The following is a 21964-nucleotide window of genomic DNA, read 5'->3' as shown; positions in this document are numbered from 1 at the left end:
CGCGCGCGCGCGGCCGCCCGCGGGGCGGCGCGCTACCCGGCCGCCCCCCCCCCGCGGCGCCCGCGGGACCCGCACGCCGGGCGCGGGGGGGGGGGCCCCCCCGCGCCGGTTTGGCGCACTTCACAAGATTTGCCCCATTCACTCCCTATCCTGGCCGCACTATGGTCCGGCAACTCGGCGAACTTGAGAACGCCATCATGACCCGGGTGTGGCAGTGGAACCGGCCGGTGACGGTTCGCGAGGTTCTCCTGGATCTGCAGGCGGAACGCGAAATCGCGTACACCACGGTGATGACCGTCCTGGACAAGCTCCACAGAAAGGGCTGGCTGCGCCGCGAGCGGGCCGGCCGGGCCTATCGATATGAACCGGTCTCCTCGCGCGAGGCGTACACGGCGGCCCTGATGAACGACGCCTGGGCCACCAGTGACAATCCGGCGGCGGCCCTGGTGCACTTCTTCGGGCTGATGTCGCCCGAGCAGCGCGAGGCACTCCGGGACGCGTTGCGGGTCGCCGCCCTGTTCCCGCCCGATCCGGCGGGAGCGGATTCCGCCGCCGCGGACGGCCCGGATACCGGCGAACCGGATACCGACGGACCGGATACCGGTGGGACCGCGACGGGCTCGACGCGATAACGTCCCGCCATGGAGGTCACCATCCGCCGCGCACGGACCACGGACGTGCGGGCAGTACGCAGGCTCATCGACGCCTACTCGCGCGACGGCATTCTGCTGGACAAGCCCACTGTCACACTGTTCGAATCCGTCCAGGAGTTCTGGGTCGCGGAACGGGACGACACCGGCGCGGTGGTGGCCTGCGGCGCCCTGCACGTGATGTGGGAGGACCTCGCCGAGGTCAGGACGCTCGCGGTGGACCCGGTCTGCCAGGGCTTCGGGATCGGCCACCTGCTGCTGGAGAAGCTGGTGCAGACCGCGCGCTGGCTCGGCGTCCGTCGGATTTTCTGCCTGACGTTCGAGGTCCCCTTCTTCGCGAAACACGGTTTCGTCGAGATCGGGGAGCTCCAGGAAACCGATGATGGTACGACAGACCCGGCGGCGATCGCTACGGACGTCTATGAAGAACTTCTCCGCTCGTACGATGAAGGCGTCGCCGAGTTCCTTGACCTGGAGCGGGTGAAGCCCAACACACTGGGCAACTCGCGCATGCTGCTGCACCTCTGAGCGGGCTCCGCGCGGGTCAAGGGTTTGTGTTTTCCGGAGAAAGGCGCTTTCCTTTCCTTAGGCAATGGGTCGTTTAGCGGAAAGGGAAGCCCGTGGCACAGAGGGTGCAGGTCATTCTTGAAGACGATCTCGACGGTGGTTCGGCGGACGAGACGGTGACGTTCGCGCTCGACGGCGTTGCCTACGAGATCGACCTGAAGAGCGCCAACGCGGACAAGCTCCGCGGGCTGCTGGCGCCGTACGTGGAGAAGGGCCGCAAGCAGAGCGGCCGGCTCGCCGGCGCCCGCCGGCCGGGCCGCACCTCGGCCCAGCGCCCCTCCGGCAGCGCTCCGGACACCGCGAAGGTCCGCGCGTGGGCCAAGGAGCAGGGCATGGAGGTCAACGACCGCGGCCGCGTGCCGAGCACGGTCCGCGAGGCCTACGACAAGGCCAACGCGTCCTGATCCCGGCGCCGCCGGCACGCCGGAGCGGGTGCGGGGCCCCGGCTGTCGCGCACGGCACCGACGACACACGCGCGGGGCGCGGAGGACTCTCCTCCGCGCCCCGCGGCGCGTGCCGGCACGGCCGCGGCACCGGCGGCACCGGGGGACGTCCGGGACGGGTGCTCGGGCGGCGGAACAATCACGAGCTGTGCAACGCTGTAGGGGCGAAGCGGTAACGCGGACACCCCGGGACGGCGTACCGACCACCCCGGCCGCCGTTGAACCACCGTCACCGCGGCCCGACTTCTCGCCAGGCGAACACCGCCACCGCGGAAACTGCGCGAGAAGCGCCCCGATACCGGGTATGAATGCAGGTGGACGGGTTCTGCACCCGTCCAGGGGCAGTATGCGCGACCGGCCGGAGAGGGTCCGACCGCGCCCCGGCGGCGCTTGTTCGCCGATGGCGTAGCGGATTCCGGTGCATCCGGCCCACCAGTGGGAACACCGATTCCCAGCATCAGGTTGGGATTGGTGTCGGCTGGTCGTGCAGCATCTCGCTCCTCTACCGGGGAGTGAATCCGTGGGCCGCGCCGCTGAGCGGGACTAGCATGCGGAAGGACAGGGCGGGGACGGACCCCGAACTGCCCGACCGCTCTGAGGAGCGATAAACGATGTTCGAGAGGTTCACCGACCGCGCGCGGCGGGTTGTCGTCCTGGCTCAGGAAGAAGCCCGGATGCTCAACCACAACTACATCGGCACCGAGCACATCCTCCTGGGTCTGATCCACGAGGGCGAGGGCGTCGCCGCCAAGGCCCTGGAGAGCCTCGGGATTTCTCTTGAGGCCGTTCGCCAGCAGGTCGAGGAGATCATCGGCCAGGGCCAGCAGGCCCCGTCCGGTCACATTCCCTTCACCCCCCGGGCGAAGAAGGTCCTGGAGCTGTCGCTCCGCGAGGCCCTTCAGCTCGGCCACAACTACATCGGCACCGAGCACATCCTGCTCGGCCTGATCCGCGAGGGCGAGGGCGTCGCCGCCCAGGTCCTGGTCAAGCTGGGTGCCGACCTCAACCGGGTGCGCCAGCAGGTCATCCAGCTGCTCTCCGGTTACCAGACCAGCGGCGGCAAGGAGTCGGCCACGGCCGGCGGGCCCGCCGAGGGCACCCCGTCGACCTCGCTGGTCCTGGACCAGTTCGGCCGCAACCTCACCCAGGCCGCCCGCGAGGCCAAGCTCGACCCGGTCATCGGGCGCGAGAAGGAGATCGAGCGGGTCATGCAGGTGCTGTCCCGCCGCACCAAGAACAACCCGGTGCTGATCGGTGAGCCCGGCGTCGGCAAGACCGCCGTGGTCGAGGGCCTGGCGCAGGCGATCGTCAAGGGCGAGGTCCCGGAGACGCTCAAGGACAAGCAGCTCTACACGCTGGACCTGGGCGCCCTGGTGGCCGGCTCGCGCTACCGCGGTGACTTCGAGGAGCGCCTGAAGAAGGTCCTCAAGGAGATCCGCACCCGCGGCGACATCATCCTGTTCATCGACGAGCTGCACACCCTGGTCGGCGCGGGCGCCGCCGAGGGCGCCATCGACGCCGCCAGCATCCTCAAGCCGATGCTGGCCCGCGGCGAGCTGCAGACCATCGGTGCCACCACCCTGGACGAGTACCGCAAGCACCTGGAGAAGGACGCCGCGCTGGAGCGCCGCTTCCAGCCGATCCAGGTCGCGGAGCCCTCGCTGCCGCACACCATCGAGATCCTCAAGGGTCTGCGCGACCGCTACGAGGCCCACCACCGGGTCTCCATCACGGACGCCGCCCTGGTCGCCGCCGCCACCCTGGCCGACCGGTACATCTCGGACCGCTTCCTGCCGGACAAGGCGATCGACCTGATCGACGAGGCGGGCTCGCGCATGCGCATCCGCCGGATGACCGCGCCGCCGGACCTGCGCGAGTTCGACGAGAAGATCGCCGACGTGCGCCGCGAGAAGGAGAGCGCGATCGACGCGCAGGACTTCGAGAAGGCCGCGTCGCTGCGCGACGACGAGAAGCAGCTCCTGCAGGCCAAGGCCAAGCGCGAGAAGGAGTGGAAGGCCGGCGACATGGACGTCGTCGCGGAGGTCAACGAGGAGCTCATCGCCGAGGTCCTGGCCACCGCCACCGGCATCCCGGTCTTCAAGCTGACCGAGGAGGAGACCTCGCGCCTCCTGCGCATGGAGGACGAGCTGCACAAGCGCGTCATCGGCCAGAAGGACGCCATCAAGGCGCTCTCCCAGGCCATCCGGCGCACCCGTGCGGGCCTCAAGGACCCGAAGCGCCCCGGCGGTTCGTTCATCTTCGCCGGCCCGTCCGGTGTCGGTAAGACCGAGCTGTCCAAGACGCTGGCGGAGTTCCTCTTCGGCGACGAGGACGCGCTGATCGCGCTCGACATGTCCGAGTTCTCCGAGAAGCACACCGTCTCCCGGCTGTTCGGCTCCCCGCCCGGCTACGTGGGCTACGAGGAGGGCGGCCAGCTGACCGAGAAGGTCCGCCGCAAGCCGTTCTCGGTCGTCCTCTTCGACGAGGTCGAGAAGGCCCACCCGGACATCTTCAACTCGCTGCTGCAGATCCTGGAGGACGGTCGCCTGACCGACTCCCAGGGCCGCGTGGTCGACTTCAAGAACACCGTCATCATCATGACGACCAACCTCGGCACCCGGGACATCTCCAAGGGCTTCAACCTGGGCTTCGCGGCCACGGGTGACACCCAGACCGGGTACGAGCGGATGAAGGCGAAGGTCGGCGAGGAGCTCAAGCAGCACTTCCGCCCCGAGTTCCTGAACCGAGTCGACGACATCGTGGTGTTCCACCAGCTGTCCGAGGAAGACATCATCCAGATCGTCGACCTCATGATCGCCAAGGTGGACGAGCGGCTCAAGGACAAGGACATGGGCCTGGAGCTCAGCGTCGAGGCCAAGAAGCTGCTGGCCAAGCGCGGCTACGACCCGATCCTGGGTGCCCGTCCGCTGCGCCGCACCATCCAGCGCGAGATCGAGGACCACCTCTCCGAGAAGATCCTCTTCGGTGAGCTGCGGGCCGGCCACATCGTCGTCGTCGACGTCGACGGCGAGGGCAAGAGCGCCAAGTTCACGTTCCGCGGCGAGGAGAAGTCGGCCGTCGCGGACACCCCGGCCGCGGTCGCCTCGTCCGGCCCGGACCTGACGAAGTAGCCAACTTTTAACAGACAACTTCACAGCAACCGAGCCCCCGGCGTCCGCGCCGGGGGCTCGGTGCGTTCCGCCCCTCCGCGCCCGGTGCCGCGGCGGGACGGGACGGACGGCCTCCGCCCTGGTTGGTACGGGTGCGGCCGATTTCTCAGGCAGGTTTAATCAACATACGGTTGACAGATGGTCAGCTGATGGGAAGTCGCGGAGCATAGCGCCGTGGCCATGTCATGGTCAAGGTCTATCTTTTTTGTGCACGCTTGTATCAAATGACGTCCACCTGTCTTTCATTTTGGTTTGCCGGGCTTTGGCCAAGAGCTGGCCCCGGTCGGGGAGGACGTCACAACGTTGAAGAACACCAGGAGAACCGCTGCGGCTGCCACCGCCGCAGCGGTCATAGTCACGCTCGGCGCGGGCCTGTTCCCGTCCACCGCCGTCGCGGCCGGCTCGGCCCCCGTGCCGAAGGACCCGGCCGAGGCCGTCCAGAACACCGAGCACAACATCCCGGGCCCGCTGACCGCGAAGGTGGAGGCCGAGCAGAAGGCCGCCACCGAGAAGCTGCTCAACGGCACCGCCCAGGTCGAGCAGCACAACGGCAGCACCAGTGTGAAGCTCGGCAAGGACAAGTACGTGGAGCTCGCCCGCGAGCGCACGGACAAGATCTTCACCATCCTGGTCGACTTCGGCGACCAGGTGGACAACACCACCAAGACGCCTGACGGCAAGGTCAAGTACGGCGGCGAGGCCGGCCCGAAGCACAACGAGATCGCGCAGCCGGACCCGGCCACCAACAACTCGACCGCGTGGCAGGCCGACTACAACCAGCAGCACTACCAGGACCTGTACTTCTCCAAGGACAAGCCCTCGCTGAAGACCTTCTACGAGAAGCAGTCCTCGGGCCGCTACTCGGTCGACGGCGTGGTCTCGGACTGGGTCCGGGTGCCGTGGAACGAGGCCCGGTACGGCTCGGACTACTGCGGCTCCAACGTCTGCGCCAGCGCGCAGGACCTGATCCGCGACGCCGTGGACATCTGGTACAAGGACCAGCTGGCCAAGGGTCAGACCGACGCCCAGGTCAAGGCGACGCTGGCCCAGTACGACCAGTGGGACCGTTACGGTTCGCACCACGACGGGAACTTCAACCAGCCCGACGGGTACATCGACCACTTCCAGATCGTGCACGCCGGCGAGGACAAGTCGGCCGGTGGCGGCAAGCAGGGCAGCAAGGCCCTGTGGGCGCACCGCTCGTACGTCTACGGCAACCTGACCGGCTCGGCCGGCCCCGAGGGCAACAAGCTCGGCGGCGTCCAGGTCGGCAACTCCGGTCTCTGGATCGGCGACTACACGATGCAGCCGGAGAACGGCGGCCTCGGCGTCTTCGCCCACGAGTACGGCCACGACCTCGGTCTGCCGGACCTCTACGACACCGCCGGCAAGGGCATCGACAACTCGGTCGGCTTCTGGTCGCTGATGTCCTCCGGTTCCTGGCTCGGTGAGGGCAAGAACAGCATCGGCGACATGCCGAACGACCTCGACGCCTGGAGCAAGTACCAGCTCGGCTGGCTGAAGGTCGACCATGCCAAGGCCGGCACCGAGTCGACGCACCACATCGGCCCGGTGGAGTACAACACCGACCTGCCGCAGGCGCTCCTCGTCGACCTGCCGAAGAAGAGCATCACCACCGAGATCAACAAGCCCTTCGCGGGCGGCAACGAGTGGTGGAGCGGCAGCGCCGACAACCTGAACGTCACGCTCACCCGTGACATCGACCTGACCGGCAAGACCAAGGCCAGCATCAACGCCAAGGCCTGGTACGAGCTGGAGCCGGACTTCGACTACGCCTTCGGCGAGGTCTCCACCGACGGTGGCAAGACCTGGACCGTCGTGGACGGCACCTGGAACGGCACCGCGCTCCCGCGCGAGAACAACCGTCCGGCCGTGAACGGCCTGGCCGCCACCTGGGGCGACCTGTCGTTCAACCTGGACGCGTACGCCGGCCAGAAGATCCAGTTCCGGTACCACAACACCACCGACGGCGGCCTGCACTACCGCGGCCTGGCGCTGGACAACATCGCGGTGGTCGCCGACGGCGCCACCCTGTTCAGCGACGACGTGGAGAACGGTGACAACGGCTGGGCCGCCACCGGCTTCGCCCGCTTCGCCGGCTCGTACACCAAGGACTACGCGCAGTACTACATCGCGGAGAACAAGCAGTACGTGTCGTTCGACGCGACGCTGAAGACCGGCCCGTACAACTTCGGCTTCGCCGACAAGCCGGGCTGGGTCGAGCACTACGCGTACCAGCCCGGTCTGCTGATCTGGTACTGGGACACCTCCCAGACCGACAACAACGTCAGCGCCCACCCGGGCCACGGCCTGGTCCTGCCGGTCGACTCGCACCCGACCCCGATCAAGTGGAGCGACGGCACCCTGATGCGTCCGCGCGTGCAGGGCTTCGACTCCACCTTCGGCTCGCGCCGCGTCCCCGCGCTGACCCTGCACAAGGCCGGCGTCGAGACCGTCGTCCCGAAGGCGAAGGGCGTCGACGAGTTCAGCGACCTGAAGTCGTGGTGGTCCAAGGACAACCCGTACTCCGGTGTCGACGTGCCGAAGACCGGCACCAGCATCGAGGTCGAGAACGAGTCCTCGAACTACCTGGAGACCTGGATCCGGGTCCGCCCGGTCGACAACTGATCGAGCCCGTAGCGATCAGCCTGTGACCAGGCAGCTCTGACAACTCCACGTCCGGCCCGTCCCCGCACCGCGCGGGGGCGGGCCGGACGCTTGTGCAGGGCCGGACGCACCGCCGAAGGCCGACGCCGCGTCAGGCGCGGTGCCTCGTCGGGCGGGGGTGTGCCTCGTCGGACGGGGGTGTGCCTCGTCGGGCGGCGGCCGCCGCCTCGACACCGGCGGCGATCGGGCCGAGGGCGACGGCGGTGCTCGCAGCCGCGCAGGGCGGTGAAGCGGCGGTCCGCCCCACTCGGGCGGTCACTGGTGCCGGGGTCCTCGCTCCTGGCGTCGTCCGTGCGTCGATGGCCCCGCAGTCGACCGGGCCGCTCGGCGGTGCGGACCGATGCGGACCGAGCCCGCCGAACCCCGCCCACGCGTGGTGCTGGTCACAGGCCCCCGACCCGGTACGACCGGCGGTAGTAGCGGGGGCGAACGGGAGGGCTGGGCGCCCGGGAGCGGGCGTGGGCGATCGGATCCCATGATCGGCACTTGGCCGGACCGGACGGTCGGCGTCACATCGACTACCCGGCGTCGTACGTCACACCGTTTGGGAGTCCGTCCGGTGCCGGTTACACCTGAGTGGTCCCCCGCTCAGCACGCCCCGAACGGGCCTTTCGTGCTGCCCCCGAACGACCAGTGAGGCACGGCCACCGATGTCCGACGTACCGCCCGTGGGGCCGGCCCTGCGCCGGCTCGGCCACGCCGTCCGCACCCGTGTCGAGCCCCTGCGCACGCTCGCCGCCGACGTACCGCCCGTGGGGCCGGCCCTGCAGCGGCTCGCCGCCCGCACGGCGGCCCTGACCGCGGCCTGGCAGCCCCGGCTCGACGACGCCGTCCGCACCCACGTCGCACCGCTGCGCACGCTCGCCACGCCCCGGCGCACCACCCTGCCGGGCAGCCGCCAGCGGGCGGAGCACGACCACGCGCTGGCCTCGGTCGGGGCCGCCGCGGCACTGCTCGCCGGCGTGCTGCTGGTGGCCGCCCCCGGCAGCGCCTCGGCCCAGACCGTACTGCCCACCACGCCGGGCAGCTCGGCCTTCACCGCGCCGCGGGCGGAGGTGCCCAACGCCGGGCTGGTCCAGGTGTCCGGGCCCAGCCCGTACAAGCTGCCCGAAGACGGCGGCACGGCCCAGCAGTTGGTGGCGGTGGCGGACAACCTGCTGCCGCTGGAGCCGCCCGCCCCGGCCGAGCCCGCTCCCGCCGCCGCACCGGCGCCCGCACCCGAGCCCGCACCCGCCCCGGCCCCGGCGCCCGCACCCGAGTGGTCGGCGCCGGTGCCGGACGCGCCCACCAGCAACCCGTACGGGGTGGCCAACCGCAGCTACGCGGCCGGCTACCACACCGGGGTGGACTTCGCGGTCTCCCCGGGCACACCGCTGCTGGCGGTCGGCAACGCGACGGTGGTGTCGGCCGCTTGGGACGGCGCGTACGGCAAGGAGGTCGTCCTGCGGCTCGCGGACGGGCACTTCGCGCAGTACGCGCACATGTCCTCGCTCGCGGTCTCGGCCGGCCAGCAGGTCGCGGCCGGCCAGCGGATCGGGCTGTCCGGGAGCACCGGCAACTCGACCGGGCCGCACCTGCACTTCGAGATCCGCACCAGCAACCGCTACGGCGCGGTGGTCAACCCGATCGCGTACCTCGCGGGGCACGGCGTCACGAACTTCTGACCGGTCCTCACGGACGCGCGGCGGCCGGGGCGGCGCTCGGCGCGTCCGCGGCGTTCGGCGAATCGGGGGCCGGCACCGCCGGGTGGCTGATCCTGCCGCCGATCTCCAGCGCGATGTCCCGGGCCGTCCCGATCGCCTCGTGCAAGGTGGTCGCCGTGTCCAGCGGCTCGCCCCAGACGTTCTCGGCGTGGCCGCAGTCCGCGTTGTCCTGCTTCAGCAGGAACAGCGCCGAGTGGACGGTGAACAGCGCCATCGCGGCCCGGAGCCGGTCCGCGAAGTCCGCGTCCGGCCCGTGCACCAGCTGCATCATGGTGATCATGCGGTCCCGGAAGGCGAGGCCCGCCGGGGACTCGCGCAGCGCGGGCTGGTTCTCGTGGAAGAAGCGCAGCAGCGGGGCCCGCTCGGCCATCCCGTCCGCGAAGCGGCGGATCAGCTCGTCGCGCATCGCCGGGCTCCAGGCCTGCGTGCGGCCCCACGCGACGGTCTCGTCGATCGGCGCGGCCATCCGCTCGACGATGCCGAGGACGATGTCGTCCTTGGTCTTGAAGTGGTAGTAGAGCGCGGCCTTGGTCACACCGAGGCGGTCGGCGATCTCCCGCAGTGAGGTCTGCTCGTAGCCCTGCTCGGAGAAGAGCTCCAGCGACACCTCGATGATGCGAGCCCGGGTGTCGCTGCGGGGGCTGTGCGGAGTGCCCATGGCCTGCCTCATGACTGCGTCGGTGACTGCTGCGGACTCCCGGTGGCGTCCGCCCCGGACAACATTCTCCCTGCCCGGGTGGCTGGTTCGAAAACTGGCTTGACGACCGGCTAGTGAACAACTTACCGTGCCGACGATCGATAAACTAGCCGGGCGACAAGTAAGTGAGCCGCCGACCGGCCCGACGCTCCGTCCGACCCACCCCTCCGGGAGACCCCACCTCATGTCACAGTCCAAGACCGCCGGCCCGGTACCGGAGGACAAGACGGCCGAGGAGGAGCAGCCGCGGTCACCCCGCGAGATCCGCCTCGTGATGGTCGGCCTGGTCGTCACCATGCTGCTGGCCATGCTCGACAACCTGATCGTCGGCACCGCGATGCCGACCATCGTCGGCGACCTCGGCGGCGCCGAGCACCTGTCCTGGGTGGTCACCGCCTACACCCTGGCGACCGCCGCCTCGACCCCGATCTGGGGCAAGCTCGGCGACATGTACGGCCGCAAGGGCACCTTCCTCACCTCGATCGTGATCTTCCTGGTGGGCTCGGCGCTGTCCGGCCTGTCGCAGAACATGAACGAGCTGATCGGCTTCCGCGCCGTACAGGGCCTGGGCGCCGGCGGTCTGATGGTCGGCGTCATGTCGATCATGGGCGCGCTGGTCCCGCCGCGCGACCGCGGCAAGTACCAGGGCATGTTCGCCGCGGTGATGGCGCTCGCCACCATCGGCGGCCCGCTGGTCGGCGGCTTCATCACCGACCACCTGAGCTGGCACTGGACCTTCTACATCAACCTGCCGCTCGGCGTGGTCGCGCTGGCCGTCGTCATCGTCACCCTGAAGCTGCCGAAGGTCCGCAGCACCGCCAAGATCGACTACCTGGGCGCGATCCTGCTCACGGTCGGCATCACCTCGCTCGTGCTGATCACCACCTGGGGCGGCCAGCAGTACGCCTGGGGCTCCAAGGAGATCCTCGGCCTGGCCGCGCTCGCCGCCGCCTCGCTGATCGCCTTCTGCTACGTGGAGCAGCGGGTCGAGGAGCCGATGCTCCCGCTCACCCTGTTCAAGAACCTGAACTTCACCCTGGTCTCGATCATCGGCTTCGTCGTCGGCTTCGTGATGTTCGGCTCGACCGTCTTCCTGCCGCTCTACCAGCAGATCGTCCAGGGCGCCTCGGCGACCAACTCCGGCCTGCTGCTGATGCCGATGATGTTCGGCATGCTGGTGATCTCGCTCGTGGTCGGCCAGGCGGTCACCAAGACCGGCAAGTACCGGATCTACCCGATCATCGGCACCGTCGTGATGACCGGCGGCATGGTCCTGCTCTCCACCATGGGCACCGGGACCAGCAGCTTCACCTCGGCCTGCTGGATGATCGTGCTCGGCGCCGGCATGGGCTTCCTGATGCAGATCACCATGCTCGTCGCACAGAACAGCGTCGAGCTCAAGGACATGGGCGTGGCCAGCTCCACCGCCACCCTGTTCCGCACCATCGGCGGTTCCTTCGGTGTCGCGCTGTTCGGCGCGCTGTTCAACAACCGGGTGACCGACACCATGAAGGAGAAGCTCGGCGACCAGGCCGGCGCGGGCGGCGGCGTGAAGGACCCGGGCCAGATGAGCCCGGCCGCGCTGCGCAAGCTGCCCGAGAACATCCAGGACGCCTACCACCACGCGGTGTCCAACGGCATGCACACCGTCTTCCTGTGGGGCGCCGGCGTGGCCGTGATCGCGATCGCCGCCGCGCTGTTCCTGCGCGAGGTGCCGCTGCGCGGGACGGGCAAGGGCGAGAAGCCGGCCGAGGCCTCGCTGGAGGCCGCGGCCGTCTGACGGTCCCGCTCGGCACGACGGCGGCGCCCCCGGAAGGTTCGTCCTTCCGGGGGCGCCGTCGTTCGTCCGGGGCCGTCGCGGTGCCCCGCGGTCCGGTGCGGTCCGGTACCGACCGGTGCGGTGCCCCGCGGTCGGCGCGGTCCGGTGCCGACCGGTGCGGTGCCCCGCGGTCCGGTGTGGTCCGTCGGTGGCTACTGCGGCAGTCGGTAGACGCCCTGCTCGACCGGCTCGACCAGGCCGTCCGCGACCAGGCCGTCCAGCGCCCGGGCCCGCTGCACCGCGTCCGGCCAGACCGCGTCCAGCCGGGCCTGCTCGACCTCGCCGTGCGCCTCCCGCAGCACCGCGAGCAGCTTGCCGCGCACCTGGCGGTCCGTCCCCTCGTAGGACTGGCCGCGTCGCGCCGGGCCCTCGTACGGCGGGCGGCCGGCCCGCTGCCAGGCGCAGCCGGCGAACAGCGGGCACTCCCCGCACTCCGGGCCGCGCGCGGTGCAGACCAGCGCGCCCAGCTCCATCACGCCGACCGCCCAGGTGGCGGCGGTCTCGGCGTCGTCGGGCAGCAGCCCGGTGGCGGTGCGGCGCTCGGCCGCGGTGGTGGCCTGGGCCGGGTACTCGACGCCGGTCACCGCACGGGCGAAGACCCGGCGGATGTTGGTGTCCAGCACCACGTGCCGCTGGCGGAAGGCGAAGGAGGCGACCGCGGCGGCGGTGTACTCCCCCACCCCGGGCAGCGAGAGCAGCGTGGCGTGGTCGTCCGGGACCTCGCCGCCGTGCTCCTCGGTGATCGCCACGGCGGCCGCGTGCAACCGCAGCGCGCGGCGCGGGTAGCCCAGCCGGCCCCACATCCGGACCGCCTCGCCGGGCGCGTCGGCGGCGAGGGCGGCCGGGGTCGGCCAGCGGGTCAGCCAGGCCTCCCAGGCGGGCAGCACGCGCTTGACGGGGGTCTGCTGGAGCATGAACTCGCTCACCATGACCGCCCAGGGCGTCGCGTCGGGGGTCCGCCAGGGCAGGTCGCGCTTGGTCGCCTCGTACCAGTCCAGGACGGTGGAGTGGAACAGCGGCAGGGGCATCGGCAGTCGGACGCCGTCGACGGCGGTGGCGGTGGCGGTGGCTGTGGCGGCGGTGGTGAGGTCAGCAGTCATGGCCCTTCGATCCTCCCACGCCCGCCGAGCCGACCGAAGTGGAGGAGACAGGTCCGGATGCCCCGGAGGTTTTCCCGGAAATCAGCCCTCCGGGGCTCCCTCGAACGGATCAAATGGCGGATCATGTGAAGGAAGGGGCGACTGTGCGGTGTTGGTGAGTCAAACGCCACACACAGTCTCGTAGAGTTTGGTCGTGCCCTCTCTGCGTCAACCCGTGGGACCGCTGCCGGCCTCGATCTACTGGCGTCGGCGCGTCGTCGTGCTCGCCGCCGTCGCGGCGGTCGTCGCCCTGATCGCCTGGCTGATGAACGATCAGGGCGGGGGCGGTGACGGCGGCTCGTCGAACAAGGCTGCCCAGGCCGTTCCGACCCAGAGTCAGACCCCGGCCCAGGCCATCACGCCCGGCGCCTCGCCGAGCGGCCCCGCGGCGCGCCCCGGTGGCGGCTCGGGAAGCAACCCCGGCGGCGGCCCGGTGGCCGGCGGTGGCGGCACCGAGGTCAACATCAGCGGTGGCGGCACCGGCGGCGCCAACCCGGCCCCCGCGGGCGGTTCGAGCGGCGGCGGCACCGGTGGCGGTGCGGCGGGCGGTTCCGGCGGCACGGGCGGCACCGGCGGCGGCGCCCCGGCGTTCAACACCCCCGAGATCATGGCGCTTCCGGTCTGCGCCTCCTCGCAGGTCGCCCTGGAACTGGCCGGTACCCAGAACTCGTACCAGCCCAAGGACAAGCCGCGGCTCGCCCTGACGGTCAAGAACTCCTCCGGCGCCAACTGCCGGGTGGACCTGGGCCGGGCCGCCTCCGCGATCACCGTCAGCGCCAGCAACGGCGACCGGGTCTGGTCCTCCGGCGACTGCCCGACCGACCGGGGCAGCATCTGGGTGCAGCTGGCGGCGAGCGGCAGCCAGACCGAGACCTTCACCTGGGACCGCAGCCGCAGCAAGCCGCAGTGCGCGACCAGCGACCTGGCTCCGCCGGCGAACGGCACGTACGTGGTGCTCGCCGAGCTCACCGGGCTCTCCGGGGACAAGGTCTCCGCGCGGGCCTCGATCCGACTGGACAACTGAGGCCCGGTCGACTCCGCTCGGAGCCCCCGGCCGTACGGCCGGGGGCTCCGGCGTTCCGGGCCCCGCGCTCCGGCTCCGCCCCGGCTCCACGCTCCGGCTCCGCTTCGGCGCACGGGTGGCGCGGCAGGGCGGGAACACGGGACGGCCCCCGAGGAAGCGTTCCCCGGGGGCCGTGAGCCGTGAGCCGTTCCGCGCGGCGGGTCAGACGTAGCGCTCCAGGATGGACGATTCGGCAAGGCGGGACAGGCCCTCGCGGACCGAGCGGGCCCGGGTCTCGCCGACGCCCTCGACCGTCTGCAGGTCGTCGATGCTCGCGGCGAGCAGCTTCTGCAGGCCACCGAAGTGCTCGACCAGGCGCTCTATCACCGTGTTGGGCAGCCGCGGGATCTTCGCCAGCAGGCGGTAGCCGCGCGGCGAGACGGCGGAGTCCAGCGACTCCGGCGAGCCCGAGTAGCCGAGCGCCTTGGCGACGGTCTGCAGGTCCAGCAGCTCGGCGTGGGTGAGCGCCTCCAGGTCGGCCAGCACCTCGTTGACCGTCCGGCCCTTCTTGGCGGCCCGCTCCGGGAAGTAGTCCCGGGCGACCAGTTCGCGCTCCGGCTCCACGCCCGCGATCAGCTCGTCCAGCTGCAGCGAGAGCAGGCGGCCGTCGATACCGAGTTCCAGCACGTAGCCGGCGATCTCGGTGGCGATCAGCCGGACCATCTCCAGGCGCTGGGCCACGGCCGTGACGTCCCGGACCGTGACCAGGTCCTCGATCTCCAGCGCGGAGAGCGTGCCGGCCACCTCGTCCAGGCGCAGCTTGTAGCGCTCCAGGGTGGCCAGCGCCTGGTTGGCGCGGGACAGCACCGTGGTGGAGTCCTCCAGCACCCGGCGGGTGCCGTTGACGTACATCGCGATCAGCCGCATCGAGTGCGAGACCGCGACCACCGGGAAGCCGGTCTGCCGGTTGACCCGCTCGGCGGTGCGGTGGCGGGTGCCGGTCTCGTCGGTCGGGATGGTCGAATCCGGCATCAGGTGCACGCCGGCCCGGACGATCTTGGTGATGTCCTTGTCGAGCACCACCGCGCCGTCGAGCTTGCACAGCTCGCGCAGCCGGGTCGCGGTGAACTCGACGTCCAGGACGAAGCCGCCGGTGCAGATGGGCTCGACCGTCTTGTCGAAGCCCAGCACGATCAGGCCACCGGTGTTGGCCCGCAGGACCCGCTCCAGGCCGTCACGCAACGCCGTGCCGGGCGCGATGGCGGTGAGGGAGGCCCGCAGCAGGGCCTCCTCACGGGAGGCCTTGTCCGCCCCCCGGTCGCTGGCTGCCACGTGACTCCTCCGGTCGACCCCGTGCCGCGCGCCTCGCGCCGTGCGCCGGTCCGCGGTCTGTTGCTCTGTCGCTCAGTACCGCTCGGTACTGCCTTCTGGCCAATGAGACTGGGGAAAGTCTAACTGCGTGCGGCTGCGGCAGGGCTTGGGTCAGCGCAGTTCGTCGGAGTCGAGCGGCTCCCAGCCGTCCATCAGCTCCTCCGGACCGACCGCGACCCGGGCGGAGCGCGGGGCCGGCGGCGCCGACGGTGCCTCAGCACGGGCCTCGCCGCGCGGCTTGGCGGCCGCCCGGCGCCGACCCGGGATGGCCCGCAGCGCCTCGCCGATGTCGGCCACCTCGACCACCTTCATGCCCGGCGGCACCTTGCCCGGGTCCGGCGGGACCAGGGCGTGGGTGAAGCCCAGCCGGTGCGCCTCGGCGAGCCGTCGCTGCACCCCCGTCACCCGGCGCACCTCGCCCGCCAGGCCGACCTCGCCGATCGCCACCAGGTTGCTGGGCAGCGGGGTGTCGGTGGAGGAGCTGGCCACGGCGAGCGCGACCGCGAGGTCGGCGGACGGCTCGCTCAGCTTCACCCCGCCCACCGTCGCGGTGTAGATGTCCTGCTTGCCGAGCTTCACGCCGCCGTGCCGCTCGACCACGGCCAGGATCATCGCGATCCGGGGCGACTCCAGGCCCGAGGTGGTGCGGCGCGGCGAGGGGATCTGCGAATCCACCATCAGCGCCTGCACCTCGGCGACCAGCGGGCGCTTGCCCTCCAGCGTGACGGTGAGGCAGGTGCCGGGGACGGGCTTGTCACGCCTGGTCAGGAAGAGGCCGGACGGGTCGGCCAAGCCGACGATCCCCTCGTCGTGCAGCTCGAAGCAGCCCACCTCGTCGGTGGCGCCGTAGCGGTTCTTGACCCCGCGGATGAGGCGCAGCCGGGCGTGCCGGTCGCCCTCGAAGCTGAGCACCACGTCCACCAGGTGCTCCAGCAGGCGGGGGCCGGCGATCTGGCCGTCCTTGGTGACGTGGCCGACCAGCAGCGTGGCCATGCCGCGCTCCTTGGACGCCCGGATCAGCGCGGCCGCCACCTCGCGGACCTGGGCCGGGCCGCCGGGGGCGCCGTCCAGCTCGGCGGAGGCGATGGTCTGCACCGAGTCCAGGATCAGCAGGCCGGGGTTGACCGCCTCGATGTGCCCCAGCACCGCGCCCAGGTCGGACTCGGCGGCGAGGTAGAGGTGCTCGGAGAGGGCGTTGATGCGGTCCGCGCGCAGCCGGACCTGGCCGGCCGACTCCTCGCCGGTGACGTAGAGCGTGCGGTGCCGGTCGGTGGCCGCCTTGGCGGCGACGTCCAGCAGCAGGGTGGACTTGCCGACGCCGGGCTCGCCGGCCAGCAGGACCACCGCGCCGGGGACCAGCCCGCCGCCGAGCACCCGGTCCAGCTCCGGGACGCCCGTCGATCGGGCCGTCGCGACCTGGCCGTCCACCTGGGCGATCGGGCGGGCGGGCGCGCTGACCGGGCCGGCCGCCGTGGTCCGGATCGGCACGGCGCCGTACTCCTCGACCGTCCCCCAGGCGTTGCACTCCGGGCAGCGCCCGACCCACTTGGGCAGCTGGTTGCCGCACTCGGTGCAGCGGTACGCCGGGCGCGGCTTGGCGGTGGTCTTGGAACGCGGAGGCATGCGGCCCACGGTAGCGCCTGGGTACGACAGCGGCGGTCCGCCACCGGGCTCGCCGCGCGTCCACACAGATGGGCGATGTTGTTACCCGAAAGAAGTACATACGCGGCGAATGGCGGGGAAGAGCCGTCCCGGGTCTCTACCGTCGGACGGGTGACAACGCGAACTGTTGGGCCGGCCGGGCCGCAGGCCGCCGCCGTGCTCGCGGCGTACGACCGGCAGGTGGACGGCCTGTTCACCTACTGCCTCTCGGTGCTGTGCGAACACGACGCCGCCGCCGACGCCCTGCGCGAGGTCCGCGACCTGGCGCAGCGGCACGGCGCCCGGCTGGCCGAGGCCGGCCTGGTGCGGGCCTGGCTGTTCTCGCTGGCCCGGTACTGCTGCCTGCGGCGACTCGCGGACGGGGGCACGGCTGCGACCGGACCCGGCGGTGGGAGCGGGACCGGGGCCGGGCGGGCGGCCGGGACGGAGCCGAGCGAGGCCGAGGCGGCCCGTCGGCGGCGCGAGCTGGCCTCGCTCGCCTGGCCCGAGGCGGCCGGCACCGACCCCGAGCAGCGCGAGGCGCTGGAGCTGTCCGTCCGGCACCGGCTGACCCCGCTGGAAGTGGCGGCGGTGCTGGGCCTGCCGTTCGAACGGACCCGCGAGCTGCTGGTCGGCGCCGAGACCGAGGTGGCCCGGACCAGGGCGGCGCTGCTGGTCCTCGGCGTGGGCAGCTGCCCGGAGCTGGACCGGCTCGGCGGGGCCGGGGCGGAGTCCTGGCGGGACTGGGTGCTCGGCCCGGCACTGCGGCGGGAGCTGGTGCAGCACGTGGTCGACTGCCCGACCTGCCGGGGAACGGCGGAGCGGGTCGCCGGCGAGGCGGCCGAAGGGACGGCGGGGCTGTCCGGGCTGCCGCTGCTGGGGGCTCCGGCGGGCGGCGTCGGTGCCATGGGCGCCTCGGGTGTCGTGGGCACCGTGGGCGCAGCCGGTGGCACGGGTGTCGTCGGCCTCGCGGGCGTCCGCCCCGGCATGGCGGCCGACCCGGGGCTGCGGTTCGACCAGGGCGGCTTCCCCCGGCACCGGGCACCGGACGCGGGACGCGGGCTGGCGGTCCGTCGGCGGGTGGTGACCACCGGGGTGCTCGCGGCCGTCCTGGCGGCGCCGGTGATCGCACTCTGGGCCGGACACCGGGGCGGCGGCGGGGCGGGGTCGGCGGCCTCGATGTCGGCGGTGCGGGTGGACGAGGCCGCTCGGGAGACCGGGCAGCGGCCACCGGGGGCCGGGGGCCCGACCGGCCAGGGGGTACCCGGGGTGCCCGGCCTGGAGCTGGCGGGGACGGGTGGTGTCGGCGGGACGGGCGGTGCAGAAACGTTGCTTCCGGGTTTTCCGCGACTGACCTTCCAAGGTGCGGTGGTCCCCGTCCCGGCACACGGCGCCACCCCGCTCGGCAGCCCGACCCTGGTCGCCGCCCCCGTCCCCGTGGTCGAACCCGTCTCCGCACCGGGCGCGCCCGAACCGGCCCCCGCCGGACTGCTCACCGTCGAGGCCGCCGAGTACGGCAGCCGGACGATCCTCACCCTCACCGACTCCGGCACCACCGAGATCCACTGGCGCGCGGTAACGGACGCCGGCTGGCTCCGGCTCAGCCGCGACTCCGGCACCCTCGCCCCCGGCCAGCGGATCACCGTGACCGTCACCGTGGACGAGGACTTCGCGCCGACCACGCACTGGACCGCCCGGATCGCGCTCCCGCCCTCCCAGGCGGTGGTCACCCTGGAGGGCGGCCCGCACAACCGCGGCGGCTCGACCTCGGCACCGGCCGACCCGTCCCCGACGGACTCCGCGCCGCCGACGGCCGGCCCTTCGCCGACCGCCACCGGCGCGCCCTCGCCCTCGGGTTCGCCCTCGGGTTCGCCCTCGCCGACGGGTGCGCCGACGGGTGCGCCGTCCTCGGCGCCGCCGTCCGGCACACCCTCCCACCCGGGCACGCCCACGGCGGCCCCGACGAGCAGCGCCCCGCCGCGTCCGACGGGGACGGGGGCGCCCTCGGCGTCGCCGACCGCGCGATAGGCGGCGAACCCGCTCCGGGACGGTGCCCGGGAGCTCGGGGTGCCCGGGGACGCTCCGACCTCGGCCGGTTCCCGGTTCCCGGCGGCCGACGGGGGGCGGGAGGCAGGAGGCGGGCCGACGCTCTCCTCCTCCGGGGCCGGTGGGAACCCGGGCGGGCGTCAGGTCCGGTGGATCGGGGGGACCTGGTAGGTCCCGTCCAGGACCCGGGGCTTCGGCTGGTAGAGGCGGATGATCGGGCGGAACTCGCCGGGCGGGGTGGGGAGCCAGTTGGCGGCGGCGGCCGGGTCCTCGGGGTGGTCGTGCTGGAGGGTCACCGTGAGGGAGCCGTCGTCGCCGTAGACCAGACCGGGGGTGCGGTCACCGATCGAGTAGCGGTCGATCGGGTTCTCCACCAGGTAGTAGTCCGGGACCGAGTACATCGTGACGGACCAGAAGGCCTCGGCCGGGGGCAGCTGGTCGAAGCGCAGGGTGTAGCTGTTGGCACCGGTGAGGGGCCGGCCGTCCGCGTCGTCGTAGGTCATCGCGTACGAGGCCTCGTAGGCGTGGTTGCCCCAGAGGCCGGCCCGGGCGGCGGCGGCCCGGCTGAGGTAGGCGGCGCGGCGGTCGGGGATGCGCCACTCGGGGTCGTCCAGGGTGCCGGGGCCGAGGTGGTCGGTGTTGTAGTCGAAGAGGTGGAGCGCGGAGCGCCATTCGCCGAGCGGGTGGTCTTCGGGCGGACGGGTGGCGTCCTCGACCCGTTCCCGCCCGGCCGCCAGACCCTTGGCCAGGGCGAGCGTCCACTCGGGGACGGCCGCGCGGTACGGCGACGCGCCGTCGTCCAGCAGGCCGAGCGGGGCGAAGCGGCGCTGGTACTCGATGTCCGCGGTGGCCGGGGGGAAGGCCTGCATCCACACCCGCAGGCGCTCGAAGAAGGCCAGCCGTTCGGGGACGTCCGGGTCGGGCTCGGGCAGCCCCGCGATCAGGCCGCCGGGCTCCAGGGGGTCCAGGCCGAGGCGGGACTGCAGGTCCCGGACCCGGGGCAGGTCGTCCGGGCCGGTGCAGGCGAAGCGGCCGACCACGGTGCCGACGGTGGTCGGCAGCTCGATCACCCGCTCCGGGTCCGCCGCGGTGCCGTGCCAGCCCGGCGGGACGATCAGCCAGGTCTGCGCGCCCGTACCGGTGGCGCGGCGGCCCAGGTAGGCGACGTTGTCCGTCCAGGCGTCGATGACCTGCAGCACGTAGTAGGAACCCGCGGTGTCCGGGACCTGCAGCACCTGCGGGCCCTCGGAGAGGTCGAGCTGGGCGATCGAGTAGACCGTGTCGTTGTTGACCGAGACGAAGTCGTCGGCCGGGCCGGCCAACCGGGTGGCGTGGCTGAACCTGTTGAGCGGCGCCGCCGGCAGGGTGCCCAGGCCGCCCCTGGTGAAGCGCTCGGCCATGGTGAGACCGGCGACCAGCGGGTAGCCGTAGACGTACGCGTCGGCGGCCAGTGCCTCCAGCTCGGGCTGGTTCATCGGGGGTCCTTCGTACGGTCGGTCAGGACGAGGAGTCGGTCGGGACGCGCGGGTCGGTCGGGAAGCAGGGGCCGGCCGGGAGGCGGGGGCCGGTGCGCCGCCGCTCCACGATCGGTACACATCCGCACAGACCTCTACAGACCTGCATGGATCGGATGCTAAGTCCGCCCGGAGAGGCCGGCACGTCGGGGCCGGTACGCCGGGGCCGTAACGCCGGACCGGGGGCCGCGCGGGATCTGCTGAGCGCGAATCCGGGCGTACGGGCGGAGCGGCCAGGAGAGGGTGGCCGGTATGAAGATCCTCCTGCTCGGAGGCTCGTCCTTCCTCGGACGGGCCTACGCCGCCGAGGCCCTCGCCCGGGGCCACCACGTGACCACCTTCAACCGCGGCCGCAGCGCCGCCGACCTGCCCGGCGTCGAGGCCGTCCGCGGCGACCGCGACAGTGCCGAGGACCTCGCCGGGCTGCTGGACGGCCGCGCCTGGGACGCCGTCGTCGACACCTCCGCCCAACAGCCCGCCCAAGCCGCCCGCACCGCGCGGCTGCTGCGCGAGCGGGCCGGGCACTACACCCTCGTCTCCTCCGTGCACGCCTTCGCCGACTGGCCCGCCCGAGTGATCGGCGAGGACTCCCCGCGGCACGAATGCCCCGCCGACACCCCGCCCGACCAGCCGTTCAGCCCCGCCCTCAAGGCCGGCTGCGAGCGCGCGGTGCTGGCGGGGTTCGGCGCCGAGCGGTCGCTGGTCCTCAACAGCGGACTGCTCATCGGGCCGCACGAGATCGGCGGCCGGCTGCCCTGGTGGCTGGAGCGGATGGCGCGCGGCGGGCGGGTGCTCGCCCCGGGCGATCCGCAGCGGACCATGCAGGTGATCGACGTCCGCGACTTCGCCGCCTTCGGGCTGGACCTGCTGACGGCCCGGACCAGCGGGCGCTTCCTCACCACGGCGCCGCCCGGACGGCTGCGCTTCGGCGAGTGGCTGGAGACCTGCCGGGCGGTCGCGGGCGCTGCGGACACCGAGTTGGTCTGGGTCCCGGACGGACCGCTGCTCGCCGCGGGGCCGGACCGGGTCGAGCCGTGGAGCGAACTCCCGCTCTGGGCACCGGATCTGCCGGAGCTGGCGGGTGCCTGGCTCGCCGACACCGGCCGGGCGCAGGCGGCCGGGCTGCGTTGCCGGCCGTTCGCCGAGACCGCGCGGGACACCTGGCAGTGGCTGCGGACGCGCCGGCCGGCCGAGGACACCGACGCCGACGGGCGCAAGGGGCGGGTGGGCGCGGCGGTGCGGCAGGGCATCGAACCCGCCAAGGAACGGCGGCTGTTGGCCGCCTTCGGGTGAGCCGGTACGGGGCTCGGGTGAGCGGGCGCCGGGTGTGCCGGCCCGGGTGAGCGAGCGCCGGGTGTGTGTGCCGGCTCGGGTGAAACGGCTCGCCGTGAACCGGCTACCGGGGCGAGCATGACGGCGGAGTGGGGGGGCTCGCGGGGCGGGGGGCGCCGCACGTGTGCGAGCGCGCAGGGGGGCGCCGCCCGGCGCGGGGGGCCGGCCGCCAGCCCGGCGC

The 21964-nt window shown here is 72.4% G+C and carries 15 protein-coding genes; 10 read left to right on the top strand and 5 right to left on the bottom strand.

What is annotated here, in order from left to right:
* The first annotated feature begins 161 nt into the window (after window positions 1-161).
* From ACFV0O_RS13910 to ACFV0O_RS13885, 6 genes are all read left to right on the top strand, one after another.
* Window positions 162-632 (top strand): BlaI/MecI/CopY family transcriptional regulator, encoded by a 471-nt coding sequence (locus tag ACFV0O_RS13910; protein WP_380340783.1) that lies wholly within the window; start codon window positions 162-164, stop codon window positions 630-632.
* 9 nt (window positions 633-641) lie between these two features.
* Window positions 642-1178, top strand: coding sequence for an amino-acid N-acetyltransferase (locus tag ACFV0O_RS13905; protein ID WP_360252816.1), 537 nt, complete (start codon window positions 642-644; stop codon window positions 1176-1178).
* 92 nt (window positions 1179-1270) lie between these two features.
* On the top strand, window positions 1271-1621 hold the full coding sequence (locus ACFV0O_RS13900; protein ID WP_360252813.1) for an Lsr2 family protein: 351 nt from the start codon (window positions 1271-1273) through the stop codon (window positions 1619-1621).
* 650 nt (window positions 1622-2271) lie between these two features.
* The gene (locus ACFV0O_RS13895) at window positions 2272-4791 is read left to right on the top strand and encodes an ATP-dependent Clp protease ATP-binding subunit (RefSeq protein WP_360252810.1); all 2520 of its coding nucleotides are present in this window, start codon (window positions 2272-2274) and stop codon (window positions 4789-4791) included.
* A gap of 342 nt (window positions 4792-5133) precedes the next feature.
* Complete coding sequence (locus tag ACFV0O_RS13890; RefSeq protein ID WP_380340778.1) at window positions 5134-7479, top strand: immune inhibitor A domain-containing protein; 2346 nt, start codon at window positions 5134-5136, stop codon at window positions 7477-7479.
* A 689-nt stretch (window positions 7480-8168) separates the two neighbouring features.
* Window positions 8169-9182, top strand: coding sequence for a M23 family metallopeptidase (locus ACFV0O_RS13885; protein ID WP_380340775.1), 1014 nt, complete (start codon window positions 8169-8171; stop codon window positions 9180-9182).
* Between the two features lie 7 nt (window positions 9183-9189).
* Here ACFV0O_RS13885 and ACFV0O_RS13880 read toward each other — a convergent pair whose 3' ends face one another.
* Window positions 9190-9879: a TetR/AcrR family transcriptional regulator gene (locus ACFV0O_RS13880; protein ID WP_380340772.1), complete on the bottom strand. Its 690-nt coding sequence runs from the start codon at window positions 9877-9879 to the stop codon at window positions 9190-9192.
* Window positions 9880-10102: 223 nt separating this feature from the next.
* Here ACFV0O_RS13880 and ACFV0O_RS13875 point away from each other — a divergent pair, with 223 nt between their 5' ends.
* Window positions 10103-11698, top strand: a complete 1596-nt coding sequence (locus ACFV0O_RS13875; RefSeq protein ID WP_380340769.1) for an MDR family MFS transporter — start codon at window positions 10103-10105, stop codon at window positions 11696-11698.
* Between the two features lie 191 nt (window positions 11699-11889).
* Here the strand turns inward: ACFV0O_RS13875 and ACFV0O_RS13870 are convergent, their stop codons facing one another.
* Window positions 11890-12765, bottom strand: coding sequence for an A/G-specific adenine glycosylase (locus ACFV0O_RS13870; RefSeq protein ID WP_380340911.1), 876 nt, complete (start codon window positions 12763-12765; stop codon window positions 11890-11892).
* Between the two features lie 265 nt (window positions 12766-13030).
* Here ACFV0O_RS13870 and ACFV0O_RS13865 point away from each other — a divergent pair, with 265 nt between their 5' ends.
* Complete coding sequence (locus ACFV0O_RS13865) at window positions 13031-13900, top strand: hypothetical protein (protein WP_360252795.1); 870 nt, start codon at window positions 13031-13033, stop codon at window positions 13898-13900.
* 201 nt (window positions 13901-14101) lie between these two features.
* Here ACFV0O_RS13865 and disA read toward each other — a convergent pair whose 3' ends face one another.
* Together disA and radA are read right to left on the bottom strand one after the other, a co-directional pair.
* Window positions 14102-15160, bottom strand: coding sequence for a DNA integrity scanning diadenylate cyclase DisA (disA, locus tag ACFV0O_RS13860; RefSeq protein ID WP_360253112.1), 1059 nt, complete (start codon window positions 15158-15160; stop codon window positions 14102-14104).
* A gap of 201 nt (window positions 15161-15361) precedes the next feature.
* Entirely contained in the window at window positions 15362-16873 is a 1512-nt protein-coding gene (radA, locus tag ACFV0O_RS13855; RefSeq protein WP_380340766.1) for a DNA repair protein RadA, read from the bottom strand.
* 150 nt (window positions 16874-17023) lie between these two features.
* Between radA and ACFV0O_RS13850 the strand changes: the two genes are divergently transcribed.
* On the top strand, window positions 17024-18919 hold the full coding sequence (locus ACFV0O_RS13850; RefSeq protein ID WP_380340763.1) for a hypothetical protein: 1896 nt from the start codon (window positions 17024-17026) through the stop codon (window positions 18917-18919).
* A 158-nt stretch (window positions 18920-19077) separates the two neighbouring features.
* Here the strand turns inward: ACFV0O_RS13850 and ACFV0O_RS13845 are convergent, their stop codons facing one another.
* Window positions 19078-20412: a DUF1254 domain-containing protein gene (locus tag ACFV0O_RS13845; RefSeq protein WP_380340760.1), complete on the bottom strand. Its 1335-nt coding sequence runs from the start codon at window positions 20410-20412 to the stop codon at window positions 19078-19080.
* Window positions 20413-20703: 291 nt separating this feature from the next.
* On the opposite strand from ACFV0O_RS13845, the gene ACFV0O_RS13840 reads away from it, so the two are divergent.
* Window positions 20704-21744 carry an NAD-dependent epimerase/dehydratase family protein gene (locus tag ACFV0O_RS13840; RefSeq protein WP_380340757.1) on the top strand — a complete coding sequence of 347 codons (1041 nt, stop codon included), beginning with the start codon at window positions 20704-20706 and terminating at the stop codon, window positions 21742-21744.
* Window positions 21745-21964 lie beyond the last annotated feature (220 nt).

Source organism: Kitasatospora sp. NPDC059577 (genome assembly GCF_042735475.1).
Lineage (GTDB): Bacteria > Actinomycetota > Actinomycetes > Streptomycetales > Streptomycetaceae > Kitasatospora.
The sequence above is the reverse complement of the archived record's forward strand: the minus strand, read 5'-3'. Positions and strand labels throughout refer to the sequence as shown.